The organism is Pantoea sp. B623, assembly GCF_024814475.1.
Taxonomy (GTDB): Bacteria; Pseudomonadota; Gammaproteobacteria; order Enterobacterales; family Enterobacteriaceae; genus Pantoea; species Pantoea ananatis.
The window spans coordinates 2,071,560-2,095,356 of the sequence record NZ_JANUXM010000004.1 but is presented as its reverse complement, the minus strand read 5'-3'; the positions used below and the strand labels follow the sequence as shown (position 1 = coordinate 2,095,356).

Below are 23,797 nucleotides of genomic sequence, written 5' to 3'. Positions count from 1 at the left end.
GGGCCTGAATGTCGCTCTGACTACGACGAGTACGGTTATGTTGAATCAAAGCAGTTGGCGTAATTTTCTCTATCTTCTTCCCGCAGTCCTGGTTTATGGCCTGTTTCTGCTGTTACCGCTGCTCGCGTCGTTGGGAATCAGCTTTACCGAGTGGGATGGCACCTCGCGGCCAGTTTTCGCGGGCATCAGTAACTACCTGCGTATGTTCAGCGATCCGGTCTTCTGGATTGCCCTTGGCAATAACGCCATTCTGATGCTGTTTTATACTCTCCTGCCGATTGGCGTGGGGCTGCTGCTGTGCAGCTTTCTGTATGAAACCCGAAACAACACCGAGCGCAGCGTACTGCGCATCCTGTTCTTTCTACCTTATATCATGCCGATGGCGGTTCTCGGCGTAGTGTGGCGCTGGCTGTACAACCCGGCCTTTGGCCCCATCGATCAGGTCCTGCGTGCCATCGGATTGCCGCAGTTGGCGATGTCCTGGCTCGGGGATTTTACCTGGGCACTGCCGGCCGTCGGCATGGTCGCCACCTGGTACTTTTTTGGTTTCTGTCTGGTGCTGTTTATGGCGGGACTGCAGCGAATGGATCCGTCCCTGCTTGAAGCGGCGGACCTGGATGGCTCCTCGCGCCGCCAGAAGTTTATGCGCATTACGCTGCCGGGACTGCGTCCGGAGCTGCGCATCGCGCTGTTGCTGACGGTCATCGCCAGTCTGAAGGCGTTCGATCTGGTGTACGTAATGACGCAGGGCGGCCCTGGCACCTCCACCATGGTGACCAATATCTTTATGTACAAGCAGGGCTTTGATCTGCATTACTTCGGCTATGCCTCATCGGTTGCCGTATTCAGTATGGTCATTGTGTTAGGACTTAACTATCTGATCCATCTGGCATTGAAGGAACGTTACTGATGAAAAGCACACCGATCATTTCTCGTGCGCTGATCTGGATTGTGGCGCTGATGACCATCATGCCGTTTTTAATGGCGTTGATGACCTCGTTTAAAACGCAGATGGAGCTGTTTCAGGGCGTGTTTCATTTACCCGCCTCACTGAATGTCAAAAACTACATCACCGCCTGGCAGCAGGGACACTTTAACGTTTACTTTATGAACTCGGTGCTGGTGGTGTTTCCGGTGGTGCTGAGCAGTATTTTACTGGGTATTCTGGCCGGATTTGGCTTTGCCTTACTGAAAATTCCGGGCAAGAAAGTGGTGGCGGCCATGCTGGCGCTGGGCATGGTGCTGCCGAGTGAAGCCTTTATTATTCCGCTCTATCATGAACTGCACTGGATGGGGCTGACCAACACCTATCTGGCCCTGATTCTGCCGCAGGTTGCGCTGTCGCTGCCGTTTACTACCCTGATGATTGCCAGCGCTTTCCAGCAGGTGCCTAAAGAGTTAGTCGAGGCGGCGGTGATGGATGGCGCGCCTCGCATTAAAATCCTGTGGGGGATTTTAGTTCCGGCCATCTGGCCCACGATCTCCACGCTGGCCCTGCTGTTGTTTATCTGGACGTGGAACGAATTCCTTATTCCGTTGATTTTGGTCAACAAAGATGAGCTGCGAACCTTGCCCATTGGCATGATGTTTTTCCAGAATAAGAACACCATTGATATCCCGGTGCTGATGGCTGGCGCGATGATCGTTATCATGCCGCTTATCGTGGTTTTCCTGTTTTTCCAGCGCAAGTTTATCAGCGGCGTAACGGAAGGTGCGGTGAAGTAAGCGCACCGGTTCATCTCTCATTCACTAAGGCCGGACGATGCATCTTTCCCTTGGCGATTTTCATCCCGTCGCAGACGGCGAAACCCCTGATACACGCATCCTGCAACAGGCGATTGACCAGATTGCGGCGGCGGGCGGTGGGCGACTTACGCTGCCGCCGGGGCGTTATCGCAGCGGCTGCCTGAACCTTCCTTCCGATTTTGAGCTGCACCTTGAAGCCGGCGCAGTGCTGGTTGCCAGCCGACATCTGGCGGACTACCAACAGTGGAAAGCGCTGAGCTGTGCCGAGAAATCGCATAACGTCCTGCTGTATGCGCTGGGGCAGCGTAACCTGACAATTACTGGTCAGGGCCATATTGAGGGAGACGCCGAAGCGTGGTTTGCGGCGGAGCCTGACGAACAGGGCTACCGGGTCCCAAAAGCAGACAGGCCACGCATGATCGTGTTTGAGGATTGCGAGCAGGTCAGGTTGCAGGACATCAGCCTGATCCGCGCACCGATGTGGACGGTGCACCTTGTCAGCTGCCGCCATGTGCATATCGAACGTCTGACCATTGATAACGCCATGACGCTGCCCAACACCGACGCACTGGACATTGACAGCTGCGAGGCGGTTTTTATCAGCAACAGCTATTTCAGCGCGGCAGATGATGCGATTTGCATCAAAACCACCTTCAAGCCCGCTGGCCTGCGTCGTCCGGCGCGACGAATCGCGGTGAGCAACTGCCTGCTGCGCAGCGACAGCTGCGCCTTGAAGATCGGCACTGAAACCTGGGACGATATTGAAGATATTACCGTTTCAGGCTGCACCCTGTTCGATTCCAACCGTGGCATCGGCATTGTGTCACGGGATGGTGGGGCGATACGGCGCGTCCTCTTCAGCACAATCGCCTTTAGCTGCCATCATGTTGCCGCCTGCCACTGGGGCAAAGCCGATCCCATTTTTATCTCCGTACGGACCCGTGATCCGGCGGTGCTGCCGGGGATCGTGGAGCAAGTCCAGTTCAGTCAGCTCAGCGGTGTGGCAGAGGGCGCGATCAACCTGCATGCTGCCCAGCCAGGCTGGATCCGTGATATTTCACTCAATCAACTCCATCTGCGGCAAACTGTCGCGCAGGGCGTGCAGGGACAGTACGATGTGCGGCCGCCCTGTAATCCCGATTCCCCCACCGGGATGGGGCTGGATAATGCTTACCGGCTGGATAAAACCACGGGCGAGGCTTACGGCGTTGAGCGCTATCCCGGTGGGCTGCCGGGACTGTTTGCGCGCGGCGTTGAGAACCTGCAATTGAACAACCTGACGATTCAGCGGCCTGAGCCGCTGCCGTCAGGCTGGCATCCGGACAGCGTTGTGCTGCTGGCAGACTAAGTTACAGCGCCGCCGCGATAGCGGCACCCAACTGCTGCGTATCCGCGCTGCCGCCCAGGTCGCGGGTTAAATGTTCACCGGCGGCCAGGGTACGCTCAATGGCGTTCAGCACGGCATCACCGGCTTCCTTGTAGCCGAGATGCTCCAGCATCATGGCACCACACCAAATCTGGCCGATCGGGTTGGCGATATTTTTACCGGCGATATCGGGCGCCGAGCCGTGCACCGGTTCAAACAAGCTGGGGAATTTGCCTTCCGGATTGATATTGGCAGACGGCGCGATGCCAATGGTACCGGTGCAGGCAGGGCCGAGATCCGACAGGATATCGCCAAACAAATTGCTGGCAACCACCACATCAAACCAGTCGGGATGCAACACAAAATTGGCGGTAAGAATATCAATATGATATTTATCCACCTTGATCTCGGGATAGTGCTCACCCATCGCCTGAACGCGGTTATCCCAGTAGGGCATGGTAATCGCGATACCGTTCGATTTAGTGGCAGAGGTCAGGTGTTTTTTGGGCCGACGCTGGGCCAGTTCGAAGGCAAACTTCAGAATGCGATCGACGCCCACGCGGGTCATGACCGTTTCCTGAATGACCACTTCCCGCTCGGTGCCGGGGAACATGGTGCCGCCCACGCTGGAATACTCGCCTTCGGTGTTTTCCCGCACCACGTAGAAATCGATATCGCCCGGCTTACGGTTGGCTAACGGTGCTTTCACGCCGGGCATCAGGCGTACCGGACGCAGGTTCACGTACTGATCAAACTCACGGCGAAACTGCAACAGCGATCCCCAAAGCGAAACATGATCCGGCACCACATCAGGCCAGCCAACCGCGCCAAAATAAATCGCATCGAACGTTTTCAGCTCAGCAAACCAGTCGTCCGGCAGCATTTTGCCATGCTGTTGCCAGTATTCTGCGCTGGCATAATCGAACCACTCCCAGCGCAGTGGAATGTTGAACTTCTCTGCCGCCACGTTCATCACGCGCACGCCTTCTGGCATCACTTCTTTGCCAATGCCGTCGCCGGGAATCACGGCAATACGATGGATCTTCTCTGTCACTGGGCACCTCTGAGGTTGGTAGGGTGAGTCGGTCAGGTTTCCGTATGCTGTCTTGGTGCAGCTTGATTTATCACCGGGCGTTAGCGCAGTATAACTCTCCACCTGAGGTAAACAATTGGCCTTAAAGTTAATCCCATGTTGAATCAAAGTAGAGAATCTCGGACGTCAAGTGACGATCTGGCGTTTTTCCTGCGCGTGGCGTCATTGGGCAGCCTGACGGCGGCCGCGCGGGCGCTGGGGCTTTCTCTGGCGGCCGTCAGCAAACGCCTGAGCCTGCTGGAGCAGCGGCTGGGGGTTCAGTTACTGCGCCGCACCACGCGCAGGCTGGAACTGACGCCCGAAGGCCGTCGATACCTGGAAGGGGCTCGTCCGTTGCTGGAGCAGTTGGTGGCGCTGGAAGACGCGGTGAGCGGCGAAACGGCCGAGCTGCGCGGCACGCTGAATATTAATGCCTCGTTTGGTTTTGGCCGCCGCCATATCGCGCCCTGCGTGTCTGCCTTTGCTGCCCTGCATCCTCATCTGGCGCTTTCCCTGCAGCTCAGCAGTCAGTCGCTGAATTTTCTTGATGCCCATGTGGACATCGACATTCGCGTCGGCGAACCGCCAGACTCACGGCTGGTCGCCCGGAAACTGGTGCACAACCCGCGTGTACTTTGCTGCTCGCCCGCCTACGCCGCCAAACACGGGTTGCCGGACAGCATCCGGGCGCTGGCGCAGCATAACTGCATTTTACTGAGGCAGCATGACAGCGATTTCGCCCTGTGGCGGTTTGTCAGCGATGCGGAGAGCCTGAGTCAGAAAGTCCGCGGAAACCTGGTCACGAACGATGGCGAGGTGGCGATGCGCATGGCGCTGGATGGTCATGGCATCCTGCTGCGCTCCTGGTGGGATGCAAAACACAGCATTGCAGCCGGGGAGCTGCGGCATGTGTTGCCCGAATGGCGGTCACCGGACGGCGATATCTTCGCAGTCTGGCAGGCGCAGCGACAGCAGCCCTCGCGGCTCATGGCGTTTGTGACCTTTCTACAGGAAAGGCTTCAAAGCGATAGCGCGCTAACTCATCTGTAATGTCCCACGCAACTTTTCTGTAAATCATTATCACTATTAAAGTATTTTCCGGCAGCGTCGATACCGATCTTATGTGTCTGCGCCCGTTGCGTAGATCGACTGTGAGCACGCCTCTGGTCTGAGGCGCGGTTTAACCTCTGGTGGATGCCTGGCGATGAATACAGATTTAACCCGCTCCGGGGATGGCGTTTCCCCTCAACGTATTGCAAAACAGGCAGACAGGCTGATTGTCATGCTGTGTTGGATCATGGTGGTGATTTCAGCCATCGTCGGAAGCCTGTACCAGTCAACCTGGCTGGCGATAACGGTCGGCACCGGGCTGGCACTGGTCGCCACGCTGGTGGGATGGCTGGCAAACGGCACGCTATTTTCGCGCTTATGGTTGGCCTTCACGCTCATCGGCTTCGCGGGTTTGCTGATTCAACTGGGCCAGGGCGAAACCGAGTTCCACTTTTCGGTGTTTGTCTTGCTGTCGGTATTGCTGGTCTATCGCGACAGCCGACCCTTGCTGGTGGCCGCCGCGACAGGCGCCGTTCATCATCTCCTGTTTAACTATCTGCAGGAACACGATCTGTTTGGCATCGTGGTCTTTCACCATCCCGGTCTGGATATGGTGCTTTTCCACGCGCTGTTTGTGGTGGTACAGACCGCGATGCTGGTGCTTATCGCCCGGCAGATGGCCGCCGATCTCCGCGCTTCAAGTGAGGTCGCGCAACTGGCTGCCCGCATCAACCGTGAACCGGGTTGCCTGACGCTGTCGGTGGAAAATCAACAGAGTGAAACGCCATTCGCCAAAACCTTTAGCCAGACGCTGAGCACGATGCGCGGTACGTTGAACCAGGTCAGCCACGGCGTCGCTGAACTGCTGCAGGAGGCCGACAGCATGCTGTCGCGTAACGCCGCCCTGTCGCAGCGCACCGATGAACAGGCTCAGGCGCTGGAGGTGGCGACCACCGCGATGTCACAAATCAGCGTTGCCGCCAGTCAGGCGAAGGATAAGGCGCAAACGGCCTGCGATCTGGCTCATGAAACCCGCCAGGTAGCGAATAAAGGTCAACAGAATATTCAGCGGGCGATGGCCTCCATGGCGCAGATTAACGTGGAGTCTGGCCGGGTTAAAACCATTCTTGAACTGATTGACGGCATTGCTTTCCAGACGACGATTTTGTCCCTGAATGCCTCAGTAGAAGCCGCCCGCGCGGGTCAGGAAGGCCGGGGTTTTGCCGTGGTGGCCAATGAAGTGCGCAGCCTGGCATTGCGGTGTGAAAATGCCGCCCGTGAGATTCGCCAGCTCATGGATGTGTCCAGTTCCAGCGCCGAGCAGGGCACCGCGCAGGTTGATCAGGCCGCCCAGACCATGCAGGCGATTCACGTCAGTATCGACAGCCTTTCACAGCTGGTGAACGAGCTGTCGGAGATGAGCGTGCAGCAAAATCAGAGCATCGAACAGATTCAGCACAGCATTAACAGTATTGATGACAGCGTGAATCATAACGTCAAACACGTGACCGAAACGCTACAGGTGGCGCAGCACCAGCGTCAGCAGGCCAGCACGTTACAACAGGCCATCTCACTGTTTCGTTTTAGCTAGGCGAAGCAGGCAGAATCCGTTATGAGGCGGTTCTGGCGGAGAAAACACGGGCGTTATTGCCCGGGTCGCGAGCATGCCGTATCAGCCGCGTCGATGGGCGCGAGTGCCCCGCAGGCCAGATGGACTGCGGGGCAATGGCGGGCATGCCCGCAAAGCGATTAATCGACGCCTTTTACCAACAGTACACGATAAGTCGCGCCCTTCAGGCGGTGCTGTTTCGCCTCCTGATATTCCGGGCTGTCATACCAGGCATGGGCGGCGTCGGTGCTCGGAAATTCAATAATCACCACACCTTCCGCCTCGGGGCCTTCCAGGGTTTCCAGATCGCCGTAAAAGGCTAAAGGCTTGATGGGATGGTTGCCATGGGCTTTGCCGGCTTTATCGGCGTAAGTCACCATTTCATCCTGATCCAGGGTGTTGTCACGAATAAATACGACGTAAGCGCTCAACGTTTTTCTCCTCAGGCTTGCTTGTCTTGGGTTTGCGTATCAAAGTCCGATGCGTCATGGCGCTCGCGCAGCTGATCGGCGGGTTCGCCCATCACACGGTTCACCTTGCGGCCGCGCATAACGGCCGGACGCAGGGCGATCTCTTCGGCCCAGCGCACCACATTTTTGTAGGACTGAAGGTCGAGGAATTCTGCCGCATTGTACTGGTTATACAGCACCATGCTGCCGTACCACGGCCAGGTGGCGATATCGGCGATGGTGTAATCGTCACCCGCCAGATAACGGTTATCGGCAAGCTGACGGTCCAGCACGTCAAACTGACGTTTGGCTTCCAGTGAGAAGCGGTTGATGGCGTATTCAATCTTTTCTGGCGCGTAATGATAGAAGTGACCAAAGCCGCCGCCAAGGTAAGGGGCTGAGCCTTGCAGCCAGAACAGCCAGTTCAGCGTTTCGGTGCGTTTGGCCGGATCTTTCGGCAGGAAATAACCGTATTTTTCCGCCAGATAGAGCAGGATGTTACCGGATTCAAATACGCGAATCGGTGGTGTGGCTGAATGATCGCACAGTGCCGGGATTTTGGAGTTGGGGTTGATCTCAACAAAACCGCTGGTGAACTGGTCGCCTTCACCAATATTGATTAACCAGGCATCGTACTCTGCATCGTTCACGTTCAGCGCCAGCAGCTCTTCCAGCAGAATAGTGACTTTCTGGCCGTTAGGCGTGCCCAGAGAGTAGAGCTGCAGCGGATGCTTACCAACCGGCAGGGCTTTTTCATGGGTTGGGCCAGCGGTAGGGCGGTTAGTTTTGGCACCATTACCTTTCGCTTCCGGGTCCCACTTCCAGACTTTAGCGGGCTGATAGTGTTGTTCAGACATGATGAGGTTCGCCTTTTTGTGTTTGGAGTTTTCACGAGTGTAGCAGTTGCCAGCGCGCTGGTTTAACCCTGGTGGCGGTGACTTTGTATCGCTTTACTACAGCGCTCAAGACAGCTTTACCGCCAGTGCGAAGAGATTTTCCCCACACAAATCACATTTATGACGCCTGAGCAATGCTAAGCTAAAACGGTTTAGTAAAATTTAGCTTTATCTGCGTAGGAGAGAGGTATGTCAGCACGAGTCTGGTGTCTGGGTGATGCCGTGGTGGACCTGCTTCCGGACGGGCCGGGGCATTTAATACAGTGTGCAGGCGGGGCGCCCGCCAATGTGGCGGTGGGCATTGCCCGCTTACAGGGCCGCAGCGGGTTTATTGGCCGGGTTGGGGACGATCCTTTTGGTCACTTTATGCAGCACACGCTGGCGACTGAACAGGTTGATACCCGCTATATGACGCTGGACAGCGCCCAGCGCACCTCAACGGTGGTGGTGGCGCTGGATCAGGAAGGTGAGCGGACTTTTACCTTTATGGTGCGCCCCAGCGCAGATCTGTTTCTGGAACAAGGCGATCTCCCCAGGTTTGAGCAAGGTGAATGGCTTCACTGCTGCTCAATTGCCCTGGCGGCAGAACCTTCGCGCTCCACCACCTTTTCTGCCATGCAGCAGATCAGCGATGCCGGTGGCTTTGTGAGCTTTGATCCCAATATTCGTCACGATCTGTGGCACGACGATGCCCAACTGCGGGACTGTGTGAACCGAGCGTTACAGCTGGCCGATGTGGTCAAGCTGTCTGAGGAAGAGCTGGCTTTTCTGACTCCGGGGGCGCAACACGCTGACAGCATGCAGGCGCTGGCGGAACGCTTTGCGATTAGCCTGCTGATGGTCACCCAGGGCAAGGCCGGAGTAAAAGTCTGGCATCAGGGTAAACATTATCACTATCCCACGCTGCCTGTGGTGAGCGTGGACACCACCGGCGCAGGGGATGCGTTTGTCGCCGGGCTGCTATGGGGGCTGGCGGAAAAGGGGATGCCCGCTAATGAGGCCGAGCTGGCGGCACGACTCAGCAGCGCACAGCAGTGTGGGGCGCTGGCGACGACGGCAAAAGGGGCGATGACCGCGTTGCCTTATCGTGACCAAATTGAAGGATGATATCCCGATAACGCCACGATGCACTGACCGGCAACCCTCGCCTGTGTCCGGTCAGTCAGCGGGTGCAGCGCCAAACGGGGTCGGCCGCTCATCCAGCGGGCCTGTCATCACTAAAGGGGACAGCGCCCGTTACCTCAGGTCGGGCAGAGCGATCAGCCCCTGTCCACGCTGATGACCCGGCCGCTCAGGGTGAACCGCCTGCCGGCATAAAGCGTGGTCGGGCTTTGTCTGTCACCGCAACGCAGGCTTTACTGTTGCCCCATCATGCCGAGCCTTTTCGCGCATTGATCTGTTCCCGCGGCCATCCGCCCGTTGTCAGCGCTCCCCGTTCGCGCATCCTGACCGGGGCCGGCAAGACAGCGACCCCGCTCATAAATCTCACTGCCGATCCCGCTTTGCTGTGAGGCAGTTCACTCATTCGCCCTTCGTTGCTTTACATCCCCATTCAGGCCTCGTAATGTCATCTCAATGTGAGCGGATAACAATTTTATGCAGGAGACTGCCATGACCCTGGACAGAGATTCATTAGCGGCCGTACTCGCCCGGCGCGACTGGGAAAACCCCGGCGTCAGCGAACATAACCGGCTAGAAGCCCATCCGCCGTTTTACAGCTGGCGCAGCGCTGAGGCGGCCCATAACAACGCGCCATCGGCGCAGCGAAAAAGCCTGAGCGGCGAATGGACGTTTGCCTTTTTCCCTGCGCCCGAGGCGGTGCCGGATAGCTGGCGCACCCAGGATTTGCAGGCGGCAGCGACGATTACCGTGCCGTCAGTCTGGCAAATGCAGGGCTATGATGTTCCGATTTACACCAATGTTACCTATCCCATTCCGGTTGATCCCCCGCGCGTTCCGGCTGAAAATCCTACGGGATGTTATTCGCTCACATTTAATGTGGATGCAGACTGGCTGCAACATGGAGAAACCCGAATTATTTTTGACGGCGTGAATTCAGCCTTCTATCTCTGGTGCAACGGACGCTGGGTGGGCTACGGGCAGGACAGCCGCTTGCCGTCTGAATTTGATCTGAGCGAATTTCTGCGCGAAGGTGAAAATCGCCTGGCGGTGATGGTGTTGCGCTGGAGCGATGGCAGCTATCTGGAAGATCAGGATATGTGGCGCATGAGTGGTATTTTCCGCGATGTTTCCCTGCTGCATAAGCCTGCCAGCCATCTTCGCGATCTGCGCATTCGTACGCATTTCAATGACGATTTCAGTCGTGCGCGGCTGGAAGCTGAGGTGCGGGTCGCCGGAGCACTGGATGACGATTTACGGGTCAGCGTGCAGCTCTTCGCGGGTGACACGCTAACCGGAGAAGCGACGTCGCCCTTGGGCAGCGCGATTATTGACGAGCGCGGCGCGTGGAGCGATCGGACAACGCTGTGCATCAACGTTGCTAACCCTGCGCTGTGGAGTGCGGAAACGCCGCATCTCTACCGGGCGGTTGTGCAGTTACACCGGACGGACGGTACGCTGATTGAGGCGGAGGCCTGCGACGTGGGATTCCGTCACGTCAGCATCGAAAATGGCCTGCTGCTGCTCAACGGTCAGCCACTGCTCATCCGCGGCACCAACCGCCACGAGCATCATCCTGAACGCGGTCAGGTGATGGATCGTGACACTATGGTGCAGGATATTTTGCTGATGAAGCAGAATAACTTCAACGCGGTGCGCTGCTCCCATTACCCTAACGATCCCCTGTGGTATAGCCTGTGTGACCACTACGGCTTGTACGTCGTCGATGAAGCCAACATCGAAACGCATGGCATGGTGCCGATGAATCGCCTGAGCGACGATCCCGTCTGGCTTCCCGCCATGAGCCAGCGCGTCACGCGCATGGTGCAGCGCGATCGTAATCACCCCTGCATTATTATCTGGTCACTGGGTAACGAATCGGGCCACGGTGCTAACCATGATGCGCTCTACCGCTGGCTGAAAAGTGAAGATCCTTCCCGCCCGGTCCAGTACGAAGGTGGCGGGGCCAATACCGCAGCGACCGATATTATCTGTCCGATGTATGCGCGGGTCGATGAGGATCAACCTTTCCCGGCCGTGCCGAAATGGTCCATTAAAAAATGGCTGTCTATGCCAGGCGAGCAGCGTCCGCTTATTCTCTGTGAATATGCTCATGCCATGGGAAACAGCCTTGGTGGCTACGCAAAATACTGGCAGGCATTTCGTCAGTATCCTCGCCTGCAGGGCGGTTTTGTCTGGGACTGGGTCGATCAGTCGCTCATAAAATATGACGATAACGGCGAACCCTGGGCTGCCTACGGTGGCGACTTTGGTGATACGCCTAATGATCGCCAGTTCTGCATGAACGGGCTGGTCTTTGCCGACCGGACGCCCCATCCCTCGCTCTACGAAGCCCGCCATGCGCAGCAGTTCTTCCAGTTCAGGCTGCTACAGGGCAGCGAGCGCACGCTGGAAGTGACCAGCGAATACCTGTTCCGCCACAGTGATAATGAAATCCTGCACTGGTCGGTGGCTCAGGATGGCAACCTGCTGGCCGCCGGTGAAGTCACGCTGGATATCGCGCCACAGAGCCGCCAACAGATCGCACTCCCGGAGGTGCCGCTGCCTCAATCTGCAGGCCAGCTCTGGCTGACGGTGCGGGTGGAACAGCCTCAGCCGACGGCCTGGTCAGAAGCCGGTCATATCAGCGCCTGGCAGCAGTGGCCACTGGAGGCGATCCTGAATGTGGTCCTGCCGCCTCAGGCGGCGAGTGCGCCACAGCTCAGCCGCGGCGAAGACACCTTCAGCGTGGCGGTGAACAACCAGCGCTGGGCATTCAGCCGTCAGCAGGGCGTGCTCACCCAGTACTGGATCGACGATCAGCCGCAGCTCCTGTCGCCGCTGCGCGATCAGTTTACCCGTGCGCCGCTGGATAACGATATCGGCGTCAGCGAAGTCACGCGCATCGACCCTAATGCCTGGGTAGAGCGCTGGAAAGCGGCGGGGCACTATCAGTCTGAGGTCACCACCCTGCAGTGCACCGCCGAAGCGCTCTCCGACGCCGTCGTGATCAACACCGTCCATGCCTGGCAGTTCCAGGGCAAAACGCTGTTTATCAGCCGTAAAGCGTACCGTATTGATGGATTTGGCGAGATGGCGGTGACGGTCAACGTGGAGATCGCGAGCGGCACGCCTTATCCGGCACGCATCGGTATGAGCTGTCAGCTCACCCAGATCGTCGAGCGAGTGAACTGGTTAGGCCTGGGGCCGCATGAAAATTACCCGGATCGCCTGACCTCTGCCTGCTTCGACCGCTGGGATTTACCGCTGAGTGAAATGTACACTCCGTATGTTTTCCCCACTGAAAACGGCCTGCGCTGCGGCACGCGTGAACTCAACTATGGTGCGCACCAGTGGCGTGGCGATTTCCAGTTCAACATCAGTCGCTACAGCCAGACACAGCTGATGGAAACCTGCCATCGCCACCTGTTACGGCCTGAGGCGGGCACGTGGCTCAATATTGATGGCTTCCACATGGGCGTCGGCGGAGACGATTCCTGGAGCCCGTCGGTATCACCGGAATTCCTGCTCAGTGCAGGACGTTACAGCTACCAGTTTATCTGGGGGCAACAAAAATAATGAGCGGGCAGGCTCGCGCCTGCCTGACTCTCGCGTAAGGACGTCCAATATGTACTATTTAAAAAACACGAATTTTTGGCTGTTTGGTTTTTTCTTCTTCTTTTACTTTTTCATCATGGGTGCCTATTTCCCGTTCTTCCCCATCTGGTTGCATGATATTAACCATATCAGCAAAGGGGATACCGGCATTATTTTTGCCAGTATTTCGTTGTTTTCTCTGCTGTTTCAGCCGCTGTTTGGCCTGTTGTCCGATAAGCTCGGCCTGCGAAAACACCTGCTGTGGGTTATCACCGGTATGCTGGTGATGTTCGCACCTTTCTTTATTTACGTTTTTGGGCCGCTATTACAGGTGAATATTCTGGCGGGCTCGATTGTTGGCGGTATTTACCTGGGTTTTATCTACAACGCCGGGGCACCCGCGATTGAAGCGTACATTGAGAAAGTCAGCCGCCGCAGCAATTTTGAATTTGGCCGGGCGCGCATGTTTGGCTGTGTAGGATGGGCCTTGTGCGCCTCCATCGTCGGGATCATGTTCACCATCAATAACCAGTTTGTGTTCTGGCTGGGGTCGGGCTGTGCCGTGATTCTGGCGCTGCTGCTGTTCTTCTCCCGTACCAGCACATCGTCATCCGCGACGGTTGCGCAGGCGGTGGGAGCGAATCACTCGGCGTTCAGCCTGAAGCTGGCGCTGGAGTTGTTCAGGCAGCCAAAACTGTGGTTTTTATCCCTGTATGTCGTCGGCGTGTCCTGTACCTATGACGTGTTCGACCAGCAGTTCGCTAACTTCTTTACCTCATTCTTTGCTACAGGCGAACAGGGTACGCGGGTATTTGGCTATGTAACCACCCTGGGTGAATTACTGAACGCGTCCATCATGTTTTTTGCTCCGCTGATCGTTAACCGCATTGGCGGCAAGAACGCCCTGCTGCTGGCAGGCATGATCATGTCCGTGCGTATTATCGGTTCCTCCTTTGCCACCACGGCAGTGGAAGTGGTGATTCTTAAAACGCTGCACATGTTTGAAATCCCTTTCCTGATTGTCGGCTGCTTTAAATACATCACCAGCCAGTTTGAAGTGCGCTTCTCCGCCACCATTTATCTGGTGTGCTTCTGCTTCTTCAAACAGTTAGCGATGATATTCATGTCGGTTCTGGCGGGTAACATGTATGAAAGTATTGGCTTCCATGGCGCCTATCTGGTGCTAGGCTCTATTGCGATGGCCTTTACGTTGATCTCCGTTTTCACTCTGAGCGGGCCGGGACCGCTGACGCTGTTACGTCGTCAGGCTGCCTGATCCCTTCCTCAAGACAACCGGACAGGCGTCATGACGCATCCGGTTGTCTGCTTGCCGACCGCGTTTTTTTCATCACGTCATTCCCCCTTTTCGCCTCGTCGCCGCTTCGTTTTGCGAACTGTCTCACATTCATAAAATCGGTTTAGCAAATTACTTTGCCTGAAAATACATCGATGAATATCATCCGAAAACTAAAACGGTTTAGCAAAAGACAGCATCACTACCCTTACCTTTTCTGGGATGTAAAACGATGAATAAAAAGGCACTTGCCGTAACCGTTGGGCTGCTACTGAGCGCGGGGCCGGTTCTGGCAGCAGAACCAAGCATGAGCAGTATTGAAGCACGGCTGGCGGCACTGGAGCAGCGGTTACAGGCCGCGGAGCAGCGGGCGAATGCGGCAGAGAATCGCGCAGAAGCCGCAGAAAAACAGGCGCAGCAGCTTGCCCGCGCACAGCAGAAAAGCCAGGCCACCGCGACGCAGGTTGAACAGCGCACGGCGAAGCTGGAGCAGAAAGCGAGCAGTGAAGACGGCTTCGAATTTCACGGATATGCCCGTTCCGGGCTACTGATGAACAGCTCGGCGACCAAAACTCAGGGCGGCCCGACCGTGACGCCTGCCGGGGAAACCGGCGGGCACGTCGGCCGCTTAGGTAACGAACCTGATACCTATGTAGAGCTGAATCTGGAACATAAACAAACGCTAGAAAACGGTGCAACGACCCGCTTCAAGGCGATGCTGGCCGACGGTCAGCGCACCTATAACGACTGGACGGCATCCAGCAGCGACCTCAATCTGCGTCAGGCTTTTGTCGAGCTGGGCCAGCTCCCAACCTTTACCGGCGCGTTCAAAGACACGACCGTCTGGGCGGGTAAACGCTTTGACCGGGATAATTTCGATATCCACTGGATCGACTCCGATGTGGTGTTTCTCGCCGGTACCGGAGCAGGTATTTACGACATGAAGTGGAGCGATCAGGCCCACAGCAACCTGTCGCTTTACGGACGAACCTTTGGCGATATCGAGAACAACGACAACACCGCACAGAACTATATTCTGACGGCTAACAACTTTTACGGCCCATTCCAGCTGATGCTGAGCGGCATGCGGGCGAAAGATAACGACGACCGGCTGGATGTGAACGGCCTGAAGGTGAAGGGCGATGCCGCGAACACCGGGTTACATGCGCTGGTGGGGCTGCATAACGACAGCTTCTATGGCCTGCGCGAAGGTTCAGCGAAAACGGCCGTGCTGTACGGTCACGGCTTAGGTGCAGAGGTAAAAGCTATCGGTTCAGACGGGGCACTGTTACCGGATGCCGATACCTGGCGGCTGGCCAGCTACGGGATTACCCCGCTGGGCGGCGGCTGGCATATCGCCCCGGCGGTGCTGGCGCAAAGCAGTAAGGATCGTTACGTCAAGGGCGACAGCTATCAGTGGGCCACCGCCAACATGCGCCTGATTCAGGGGCTGACCGAGAACTTTGAAATGCAGTACGAAGCTACCTATCAGTATATGGATCTGCGGCCAGAGGGCTTTAATCAGCGCAGTGCGGTCAACGGTAATTTCTACAAACTGACCGTTGCGCCTACGCTGAAGGCCAGCAACGTGGGTGAATTCCTCAAACGTCCGGAAATTCGCCTTTTTGCCACCTGGATGGACTGGGACCACCGACTGGATAACTACGCGCGCGGCGATGCCTTTGGCAGCAGCGGCTTTGAAGCGGGCGGTGAGTGGAACTTCGGCGTACAAATGGAAACCTGGTTCTGATCAGTCGGCCCTGCGGGGCCGTTTCAGCCGGGCCGACACTATTACATGATAAAACAGAGGTTTTTTATGGATTTCGTACAAATCTCCCGTGCATTACTGCCGTTGCTGGGGGGCAAAGAGAATATTGCCAGCGCGGCGCACTGCGCGACCCGGCTCAGGCTGGTGCTGGTCGATGACGCCAAAGCGGATAGCAGCGCGATCGGTAAAATCGACGGGGTAAAAGGCTGTTTCCGTAATGCCGGACAGCTGCAGGTGATTTTTGGCACCGGGGTGGTCAACAAAGTCTACGCCGCCTTTGTCGCCGAAGCCGGGATCAGTGAATCGAGTAAATCTGAAGCCGCCGATATCGCGGCCCGCAAGCTCAATCCTTTCCAGCGCATCGCCCGTTTGCTCTCGAATATTTTCGTGCCGATTATTCCGGCCATTGTCGCGTCCGGCCTGCTCATGGGCCTGCTGGGCATGGTCAAAACCTATGGCTGGGTGAACCCGGAATATGCCCTGTATATCATGCTGGATATGTGCAGTTCGGCGGCGTTTATTATTCTGCCGATCCTGATCGGCTTTACGGCAGCACGTGAGTTTGGCGGTAACCCGTTTTTGGGGGCGACGCTGGGCGGCATCCTGACCCATCCGGCGCTGACCAATGCCTGGGGCGTGGCGTCCGGGTTCCACACCATGAACTTCTTTGGGATAGAAGTCGCGATGATCGGCTACCAGGGCACGGTGTTTCCGGTGTTGCTGGCCGTGTGGTTTATGAGCCTGCTGGAAAAACAGTTACGGCGCATCATCCCTGACGCGCTCGACCTGATTCTGACGCCGTTCCTGACCGTGATTATTTCTGGCTTTGTGGCGCTGCTGATTATTGGTCCGGCGGGGCGTGCCTTGGGGGACGGCATCTCCTTCGTGCTCAGCACGTTGATTGCTCATGCAGGCTGGCTGGCCGGATTACTGTTTGGCGGGTTGTACTCCGTTATCGTGATTACTGGCGTGCATCACAGTTTCCACGCCATTGAAGCGGGCTTGCTGGGTAATCCTTCAATCGGCGTCAATTTCCTGTTGCCGATTTGGGCGATGGCCAACGTGGCGCAGGGCGGTGCCTGTCTGGCGGTGTGGTTTAAAACCAAGGATCCTAAAATCAAAGCCATTACCTTACCTTCAGCCTTTTCGGCCCTGCTGGGCATTACCGAAGCCGCCATCTTTGGTATCAACCTGCGCTTTATGAAGCCGTTTATTGCCGGACTGATCGGTGGTGCCATCGGCGGTGCCTGGGTAATTTCCGTTAAGGTCTATATGACCGCAGTGGGGCTGACTGGCTTACCCGGCATGGCCATTGTTCAGGCCAGTTCGCTGCTGAATTATATTATTGGTATGGTGATCGCCTTTAGTGTCGCCTTTGTCATCGCTTTCCTGCTCAAGTACAAAACGGATTCTGAATAATGGCCCTGAAAAACCTGCTGCCCGCCATGCTTAAGGCGGTAATGAAAGGCCAGCCCAGGGCGCGGGAGGACAGCCACTATCCGGGCTGGCACCTGGCGCCGGTTACCGGGCTGCTTAACGATCCCAATGGCTTTATCCACTTCAACGGACAGTACCACCTGTTCTATCAGTGGAATGCCCTGGCCTGCGAGCACAAGCACAAATGCTGGGGCCACTGGCGTTCAGCGGATTTACTGCACTGGGAACACGAACCGGTCGCGCTGTTGCCCGATGAAGAGTATGACCGCAGCGGATGCTATTCCGGCAGTGCGGTGGACAACAATGGCGAGCTAACCCTGTGTTACACGGGGAATGTTAAATTTGAGGACGGCTCACGTACCGCCTGGCAGTGCCTGGCCGTGCAGAACGGTGAGGGCGGATTCGACAAGCTGGGGCCGGTTATCCCGCTGCCTGAAGGCTACACCGGTCATGTCCGTGACCCCAAAGTCTGGCGGCATGGCGGGTACTGGTACATGGTGCTGGGCGCGCAGGACGCGCAGTTACAGGGCAAAGTCCTGTTACTGCGCGCCAGCGATCTGCGCCACTGGGAGAACCTGGGCGAAATAGCGGGAAGTGGCCTGGGCGGATTAGGCGCGGCGGGCTATATGTGGGAATGCCCTGACATGTTCACCCTGGGAGCCTCGACGTTTCTGATCTGCTGCCCGCAGGGCATTCCCCGGGAAGAGAAGCGCTATCTGAATACCCATCCCTGCGCATGGCTCAGCGGTACGCTCGACTATGAGAACGCGCATTACTCGCACGGTGCCTTTAATGAACTGGATGCCGGCTTTGAGTTTTATGCCCCGCAAACCACGTTAACCCAGGACGGGCGCAGGCTGCTGGTGGGCTGGATGGGCGTGCCGGACGGCGAAGAAATGCGCCAGCCCACCGTGGCGTTTGGCTGGATTCATCAGATGACCTGTATACGTGAGCTGACCGAGCGGAACGGGCGGCTTTATCAGCAGCCGGTGGCCGAGCTGCAGGCGCTGCGGCTGGACGAGCAACGCTATCGCGGGCCTGCGGATGGCGCACCGGAGATGGCGGCCCGACGTCTTGAGCTGGTGCTGACGTCCGGCGGCGATATCACGCTGGACTTTGCCGATACGCTCCGGCTGAGCTGGCATCAGGAGACGCTTTGTCTGGCACGCCGCAGTCTGGAAAACGGCGAATGGCTTTATCGTCACTGGTGCGGCAGCGCGCGCAAACTGCATATTCTGTGCGATCACTCCAGCGTCGAGATTTTTATCAATGACGGCGAAGGCGTGATGAGTAGCCGCTACTTCCCGCAGCATCCTGCCCGTTTACGCCTGAGCGGCAGCGCAGAAGTCACTGCCTGCTACTGGTCGTTACGATCCTGCATGGTAGAATAAGCCCTTGTTTCCTTGAACGAAGCACCGACGTGAAAAAAACAAAGCGCGTGACCATCAGTGATATCGCTGCGCTGGCCGGGGTGTCAAAAGCCACGGCCAGCCTGGTGCTCAACGGGCGCGGTAAAGAGCTGCGCGTGGCAGAAGAGACGCGCGAACGCGTGATGTCTCTTGCGCAACAGCACCATTATCTACCCAGTATCCATGCCCGTCTGCTGCGCGAAAACCGCAGCCATACGTTAGGGCTGGTGGTGCCGGAGATCACCAACTACGGTTTCGCCGTTTTCTCTCACGCGCTAGAGAACCTTTGCCGTGAAGCCGGGCTACAGCTGCTGATCTCCTGTACCGATGAAAATGCCAGCCAGGAAACGCTGGTGGTTAACAACCTGGTCTCGCGTCAGGTTGATGGCCTGATCGTCGCCTCAAGTCAGCAGAGCGACAGCGACTATCTCAAGCTGAGTGAACAGCTGCCGGTCGTGCTGTTTGACCGCCACGTGAATAACAGCAGTTTGCCGCTGGTGATCACCGATTCGATTACGCCGACCGCCGAGCTGGTAGAGCGCCTGGCGCGTGCTCATCCCGATGAGGTCTATTTCCTGGGCGGGCAGCCACGACTGTCGCCGACCAAAGATCGTCTGGCCGGCTTTATGCAGGGGCTGGAGCGGGCGGGAGTAAGTCCCCGGCCGGAATGGATTATTCAGGGCAACTACCATCCCAGCAGCGGCTATGAAATGTTTGCGGCCCTGTGTGCCCGTCTTGGCAGGCCACCTAAGGCGCTGTTTACCGCCGCCTGCGGTTTGCTGGAAGGGGTGCTGCGCTATATGAGCCAGCACCATCTGCTGGAGAGTGATATTCACATAGCCAGTTTCGACGATCACTACCTGTATGATTCGCTGTCACTGCATATCGATACCGTAGAACAGAACGTACCGCGCCTGGCGCAGGAGTGCTTTTCCGTGATTAGCCAAATGATCCAGGGGCATGAACCGGCGGACAGACAGATTATCTTGCCCGCCAGGCTGCGCTACCGTTCATCTCTGGCGCGTTAACGCCGCTTACCGACAGGCGGCCAGATCGGCCATCTGCTGTTTATCAGGCAGGCCAACAATCTGTTGCAGCTTTTGTTCATGATTCAGGTAGTAGATAGCGGGCGTGCCGTTGGCCCCTAACGCCTGCATCTGCGCCTGGTTATGCTGAATCTGATCAAACAGCGCGCGCGGCGTGCTGTCCGGGAAGGCCGGCTTATTTTTACCCTGCGAGCGTTCGAAATCCTGCCAGGCTTTAGCAGGATCGGCCGCCGCGAGAATGGCAGACGCGTAGCGTCCGCTCTCGGGCTTAAGAATGCCGACAAGCTGGGTTTTGATGCTGAGCGAGTTATTTTGTACCAGCGGCTGCACCTGCTGCCAGAAGGTCCGGCAGTAGGGGCAGAACGGATCGGCAAAGACCACGACCTGACAGCCGGCTTCAGCGCTTCCCTCCTTGATGCCCGGCATGGCCTGCAGTTGCTTCCACATGGCACGTCCGGCGGGCAAATAAATTTCATCATTGATGATTTTTTCGCTGAGGTTATTGCCCTGCGCGTCATACATATAGCCCGAAATCGCATGCTGACCATCCGGCGTCAGGTAAATGGTAACGCCGGTTCCCTGATATTGACCCAGCCAGCCCTGAACCCCGCCGGGTGCCTTAAAAGATTTGATGATTTCCACGCCCTGCTTTTCAATTTGCTGGACGGGGGCGGGCAGCGTAGCCGCCTGGGTCGTGCTGCTCAACAGCAGTGCGGAAACCAGTATCCTGAACGTTTTCATTAATCCCTGTCTCTTAACGTCGTGATGAAAGTGAGGCGGTGCGGCTGTCGAGCCACTCAAAGAGCAGCATGCCTGCCAGCATGGCGATCAGGAACACTGCGCCCTTAAGCACTCCGCCGCCGAGCAGCACCAGCGCCGGACCGGGGCAGATGCCTGCCAGCCCCCAGCCAATCCCGAACAGCATAGCCCCTGCGATCAGTTTTTTATCCAGCGCGCGCTGGCCGGGCAGATGAAAGGTTTCGCCAAAGACCGGACGCTCACGTCGGGAGGCCAGCCAGAAGGCCACCAGCCCGACGGTAATCGCGCCGCCCATCACCAGCGCCAGAGAGGGATCCCAGGCGCGGGTAATGTTCAGAAAACCCAGAACCTTGGCCGGGTTCGCCATGCCGCTGACGATTAAGCCCGTGCCAAATAACAGCCCACTAAGCAGAGAAAATAAAACGGCCATTGTTCCTCCTGATATTCACCCGTGGCCCATCACGCCAACGGTCAGCATGGCGGTTAACATAAAGACCAGCGTCGCCACCAGTGAGCGCAGTGACAGCCGCGATAATCCACATACGCCGTGACCGCTGGTGCAGCCCGAGCCCAGGCGAACACCCAATCCCACCAGCACGCCGGCGAGTACCAGACGTCCCCATGAAGCTTCAGTTTCAATGGCGGGCAGGGCGCTGAACAGCTGGAACACCAGCGGCGACAGGACCAGGCCCGCAATAAAGGCCAGCCGCCAGGGCTTGTCTGATGAGCGGCGTTTAAGCAGACCGCCCAGAATGCCGCTGATACCGGCTATGCGGCCACAAAACAGCACCAGCATGCCCGCCGCCGCGCCAATCAGCAGCCCGCCCGCCAGGCTTTGCCACGGAGTAAAATGGATCAGGTCAATATGCATGACGCTCGACTCCTTATGCCCTGCTTACGTCTTAAGTGAAAAGCGGTTTAGCGGGATTTTCAGATAGCGCTCGCCATCGCTCTCGGGTTCAGGTAACCGTCCGCCGTTGATATTGACCTGCAGTGCCATCAGCATCAGTTCAGGAAGCGGGAGCGTGGCATCACGCTGCTGCCGCCGGGCAATAAAATCCTGTTGATGTTGATCAACCACCCACGGATTGTTTTCCCGCTGCTCACGTACCGTGCTTTCAAACTGCACGTCGCGCCCGTCAGGGCGATAATCATGACCGGTAAATAAACGTGTGTCGTCAGGTAACTGCAGAATGCGTTGCAGGCTGTCCCATAATACGGCAGCGCTGCCGCCGGGGAAATCAGCCCGCGCTGTGCCGCTGTCGGGCATAAAAAACGTGTCGTGGATAAAAGCACAGTCGGCGATGTGATAGGTCACCGACGCCAGCGTGTGGCCGGGAGATAAAATGACTTCACCCCGCAGATTGCCGATGTAAAACACCTCGCCGTCCCTGAATAAGGTGTCCCAGATTTTCTCAGCTGGCGTCAGGCCGGGCAGGTTATAGAGAGTTTGCCACAGCCTTTGTACCTCAGTGACCTTTTCACCGATGCCGGTAGGCGCACCGGTTTTCCCGGCCAGCCAGGCGGCGGCAGAGAAGTGGTCGGCATGAGGATGGGTATCCAGAACCCACGCAACCTGCCAGTTTTTTTGCTGAATAAAATCCAGTATGCGTTGGGCCTGCTGACAGAATACCGCTCCCGAGCGGCGATCAAAGTCCAGCACCGGATCGATGATGGCGCAGCGCCGGGTTTGTCCGTCAGCAATCACATATTGCAGGCTTCCGCTCTCCGGTTCATAGAAATGGTACACCTCTGCCTGAGGCGGATGGCGCAGCCTGTTTGCATACCAGGCCAGGGGCTTATCGGCATCGGCACCAAACTGTTGGCAGGTAGCCCGAAATTCGGCCTCGTCTATCCGGCCTTCGCGTAACTCATGCAGTAAAAACAGGCTAAGCGATCGCGCACCACTCCGACAGTGTGCAAAGATTTTTGCACCGCGTTTAACCCGACGATGAAAAGCCTCAACGTCTTCCCAGCTCAGTGTGTCAAAGGTGAAGGGCATATAGACGTAGTCCATGCCCAGTTGCTCAGCCAGCGCCTTTTCCTGCTGATGAGGCAGAAAGGGGCCTTCTTCCTCATCAGGCCGATTATTAACCACAACCTCAAAGCCCAACTGGTGCAACTGGCTGAAATCCTCTGCAAGTGGTGCATCGGAAAACGCGACTTGCGCATTAAAATGGCGGATATTCATAACCTGTTCCCGTTTATTCAGAGATTTTTAAGCAACATGTAGCTGGCCATCACGATCAACATGGCTGAAAAGACGGCATTGATCGCGCGCGCATTGTGTTTCAGCCGGCTGGCCACCGCGACACCGACTAAGCCGCCCAGCAGGCCGCCAGCAATGAGGTAGATTGTCATCACTACAGAGACTTTGCCCGCCAGGGCATAGCTTGCGCTGGTCGAGATCCCCATGGCGAACACCACCATCAGCGAGGTTGCTATCGCCTCCACCATGGGAAAGCGGAACAACCAGACAAGCGCGGGCACCACTAAAAATCCCCCTCCGATGCCCATAAATCCGGCCAGTATGCCCAGCAGCAGTACGCTTCCCCAGACGATAGCGGGGGCAAAGTGCCTGTCTGGCGCGGAGGCTCCGGGCAAAGGAGACTGTTTTCTCAGCATCATCAGCGCCACGGTGAACATCAAAAGGGAAAACGGCAGTAGCAGGTATTGTCCACTGACGATTTTTCCCAGTTCGGCTCCGAGCAGTGCGCCGCAGACCGCCACAAGAGAAATCCTCGCACCCGTTGCCCATCTGACATTGCCTTTATGACTATGGGCAAACAGATTGATCAGGGCGCTGACCGCCACCGCAATGGCGCTGGTGCCGATGACCCGATGCGTGTCGGGTACCTTCACCAGATACAGCAGCAGCGGCACGCACATGACCGATCCGCCGCCGCCGGTCAGCGCCAGAAAAAAGCCTACGGCGATGCCTGTTACAACTAACAGGCTCACCGTGAGGGCTGAAAAATGGGTGAATTCCTGAATGATCATTTTCATTCCTGGCGTTATTTTTACGCTATTAAAGAGGTCGTAAAAATGACTGTCAACTCATTATTTCTTTTTGCTATATCATATAGCTAAATGTTATAAGAGGTTTTTTTTATAACTTTAAAGTCTATTGATTTGCTTTATATCTGTGCTGCTATCCACTACGGTTAAATGAAAGGGAGG

20 protein-coding genes are annotated in these 23,797 nt (G+C 56.9%); 12 read left to right on the top strand and 8 right to left on the bottom strand.

Translation table 11 applies throughout. The features are described 5' to 3' along the window. Positions 1 to 37 precede the first annotated feature (37 nt). From NXS97_RS11585 to NXS97_RS11575, 3 genes are read left to right on the top strand one after another with little or no spacing between them, the layout of a single operon-like run. The gene (locus tag NXS97_RS11585) at positions 38 to 910 is read left to right on the top strand and encodes a carbohydrate ABC transporter permease (protein ID WP_013024220.1); all 873 of its coding nucleotides are present in this window, start codon (positions 38 to 40) and stop codon (positions 908 to 910) included. After that, on the top strand, positions 910 to 1,725 hold the full coding sequence (locus NXS97_RS11580; protein ID WP_014595099.1) for a carbohydrate ABC transporter permease: 816 nt from the start codon (positions 910 to 912) through the stop codon (positions 1,723 to 1,725). Before NXS97_RS11585 ends, NXS97_RS11580 begins: the two co-directional genes overlap by 1 nt. A gap of 37 nt (positions 1,726 to 1,762) precedes the next feature. Beyond that, positions 1,763 to 3,094 (top strand): glycoside hydrolase family 28 protein, encoded by a 1,332-nt coding sequence (locus tag NXS97_RS11575; RefSeq protein WP_013024224.1) that lies wholly within the window; start codon positions 1,763 to 1,765, stop codon positions 3,092 to 3,094. 1 nt (position 3,095) lies between these two features. Here the strand turns inward: NXS97_RS11575 and NXS97_RS11570 are convergent, their stop codons facing one another. Continuing rightward, positions 3,096 to 4,166, bottom strand: a complete 1,071-nt coding sequence (locus tag NXS97_RS11570; protein WP_014606905.1) for a tartrate dehydrogenase — start codon at positions 4,164 to 4,166, stop codon at positions 3,096 to 3,098. A gap of 135 nt (positions 4,167 to 4,301) precedes the next feature. On the opposite strand from NXS97_RS11570, the gene NXS97_RS11565 reads away from it, so the two are divergent. Then, entirely contained in the window at positions 4,302 to 5,234 is a 933-nt protein-coding gene (locus NXS97_RS11565) for a LysR family transcriptional regulator (protein WP_019105641.1), read from the top strand. A 154-nt stretch (positions 5,235 to 5,388) separates the two neighbouring features. Beyond that, positions 5,389 to 6,825 carry a methyl-accepting chemotaxis protein gene (locus NXS97_RS11560; protein ID WP_013024227.1) on the top strand — a complete coding sequence of 479 codons (1,437 nt, stop codon included), beginning with the start codon at positions 5,389 to 5,391 and terminating at the stop codon, positions 6,823 to 6,825. Positions 6,826 to 6,983: 158 nt separating this feature from the next. Here the strand turns inward: NXS97_RS11560 and NXS97_RS11555 are convergent, their stop codons facing one another. Together NXS97_RS11555 and yghU are read right to left on the bottom strand one after the other, a co-directional pair. Continuing rightward, the gene (locus NXS97_RS11555; protein ID WP_013024228.1) at positions 6,984 to 7,274 is read right to left on the bottom strand and encodes a DUF1330 domain-containing protein; all 291 of its coding nucleotides are present in this window, start codon (positions 7,272 to 7,274) and stop codon (positions 6,984 to 6,986) included. An 11-nt stretch (positions 7,275 to 7,285) separates the two neighbouring features. After that, on the bottom strand, positions 7,286 to 8,149 hold the full coding sequence (gene yghU, locus NXS97_RS11550) for a glutathione-dependent disulfide-bond oxidoreductase (protein WP_042676616.1): 864 nt from the start codon (positions 8,147 to 8,149) through the stop codon (positions 7,286 to 7,288). A gap of 228 nt (positions 8,150 to 8,377) precedes the next feature. On the opposite strand from yghU, the gene NXS97_RS11545 reads away from it, so the two are divergent. The 7 genes from NXS97_RS11545 to NXS97_RS11515 all read left to right on the top strand — a co-directional run bounded on the left by NXS97_RS11545 (position 8,378) and on the right by NXS97_RS11515 (position 19,840). Beyond that, positions 8,378 to 9,295: an aminoimidazole riboside kinase gene (locus NXS97_RS11545; protein ID WP_116219975.1), complete on the top strand. Its 918-nt coding sequence runs from the start codon at positions 8,378 to 8,380 to the stop codon at positions 9,293 to 9,295. A 504-nt stretch (positions 9,296 to 9,799) separates the two neighbouring features. Next, complete coding sequence (locus NXS97_RS11540) at positions 9,800 to 12,886, top strand: beta-galactosidase (RefSeq protein ID WP_259232130.1); 3,087 nt, start codon at positions 9,800 to 9,802, stop codon at positions 12,884 to 12,886. 49 nt (positions 12,887 to 12,935) lie between these two features. Next, positions 12,936 to 14,180 (top strand): MFS transporter, encoded by a 1,245-nt coding sequence (locus NXS97_RS11535; RefSeq protein ID WP_014606902.1) that lies wholly within the window; start codon positions 12,936 to 12,938, stop codon positions 14,178 to 14,180. A 250-nt stretch (positions 14,181 to 14,430) separates the two neighbouring features. Next, the gene (locus NXS97_RS11530) at positions 14,431 to 15,948 is read left to right on the top strand and encodes a carbohydrate porin (RefSeq protein WP_014606901.1); all 1,518 of its coding nucleotides are present in this window, start codon (positions 14,431 to 14,433) and stop codon (positions 15,946 to 15,948) included. A gap of 66 nt (positions 15,949 to 16,014) precedes the next feature. After that, on the top strand, positions 16,015 to 17,385 hold the full coding sequence (locus NXS97_RS11525) for a sucrose-specific PTS transporter subunit IIBC (RefSeq protein WP_259232129.1): 1,371 nt from the start codon (positions 16,015 to 16,017) through the stop codon (positions 17,383 to 17,385). Then, positions 17,385 to 18,794 (top strand): sucrose-6-phosphate hydrolase, encoded by a 1,410-nt coding sequence (locus tag NXS97_RS11520; protein ID WP_014595106.1) that lies wholly within the window; start codon positions 17,385 to 17,387, stop codon positions 18,792 to 18,794. The genes NXS97_RS11525 and NXS97_RS11520 overlap by 1 nt, the downstream gene beginning before the upstream one ends. Positions 18,795 to 18,823: 29 nt before the next feature. After that, positions 18,824 to 19,840, top strand: coding sequence for a substrate-binding domain-containing protein (locus NXS97_RS11515; protein ID WP_013024236.1), 1,017 nt, complete (start codon positions 18,824 to 18,826; stop codon positions 19,838 to 19,840). A gap of 6 nt (positions 19,841 to 19,846) precedes the next feature. Here NXS97_RS11515 and dsbG read toward each other — a convergent pair whose 3' ends face one another. Genes dsbG through NXS97_RS11490 form a run of 5 tightly spaced genes read right to left on the bottom strand, consistent with a single transcriptional unit; the run spans position 19,847 to position 23,617 of the window. Next, positions 19,847 to 20,599, bottom strand: a complete 753-nt coding sequence (gene dsbG, locus NXS97_RS11510; RefSeq protein WP_116219978.1) for a thiol:disulfide interchange protein DsbG — start codon at positions 20,597 to 20,599, stop codon at positions 19,847 to 19,849. A 13-nt stretch (positions 20,600 to 20,612) separates the two neighbouring features. Then, complete coding sequence (locus tag NXS97_RS11505; RefSeq protein ID WP_013024238.1) at positions 20,613 to 21,047, bottom strand: DUF6691 family protein; 435 nt, start codon at positions 21,045 to 21,047, stop codon at positions 20,613 to 20,615. 15 nt (positions 21,048 to 21,062) lie between these two features. Continuing rightward, positions 21,063 to 21,488 (bottom strand): YeeE/YedE family protein, encoded by a 426-nt coding sequence (locus NXS97_RS11500; RefSeq protein ID WP_029569386.1) that lies wholly within the window; start codon positions 21,486 to 21,488, stop codon positions 21,063 to 21,065. A gap of 24 nt (positions 21,489 to 21,512) precedes the next feature. Continuing rightward, positions 21,513 to 22,808, bottom strand: a complete 1,296-nt coding sequence (gene blh, locus NXS97_RS11495; protein WP_116219979.1) for a bifunctional sulfur transferase/dioxygenase Blh — start codon at positions 22,806 to 22,808, stop codon at positions 21,513 to 21,515. Positions 22,809 to 22,825: 17 nt separating this feature from the next. Then, positions 22,826 to 23,617: a sulfite exporter TauE/SafE family protein gene (locus NXS97_RS11490; RefSeq protein ID WP_105079047.1), complete on the bottom strand. Its 792-nt coding sequence runs from the start codon at positions 23,615 to 23,617 to the stop codon at positions 22,826 to 22,828. Between the last annotated feature and the right edge of the window lie 180 nt (positions 23,618 to 23,797).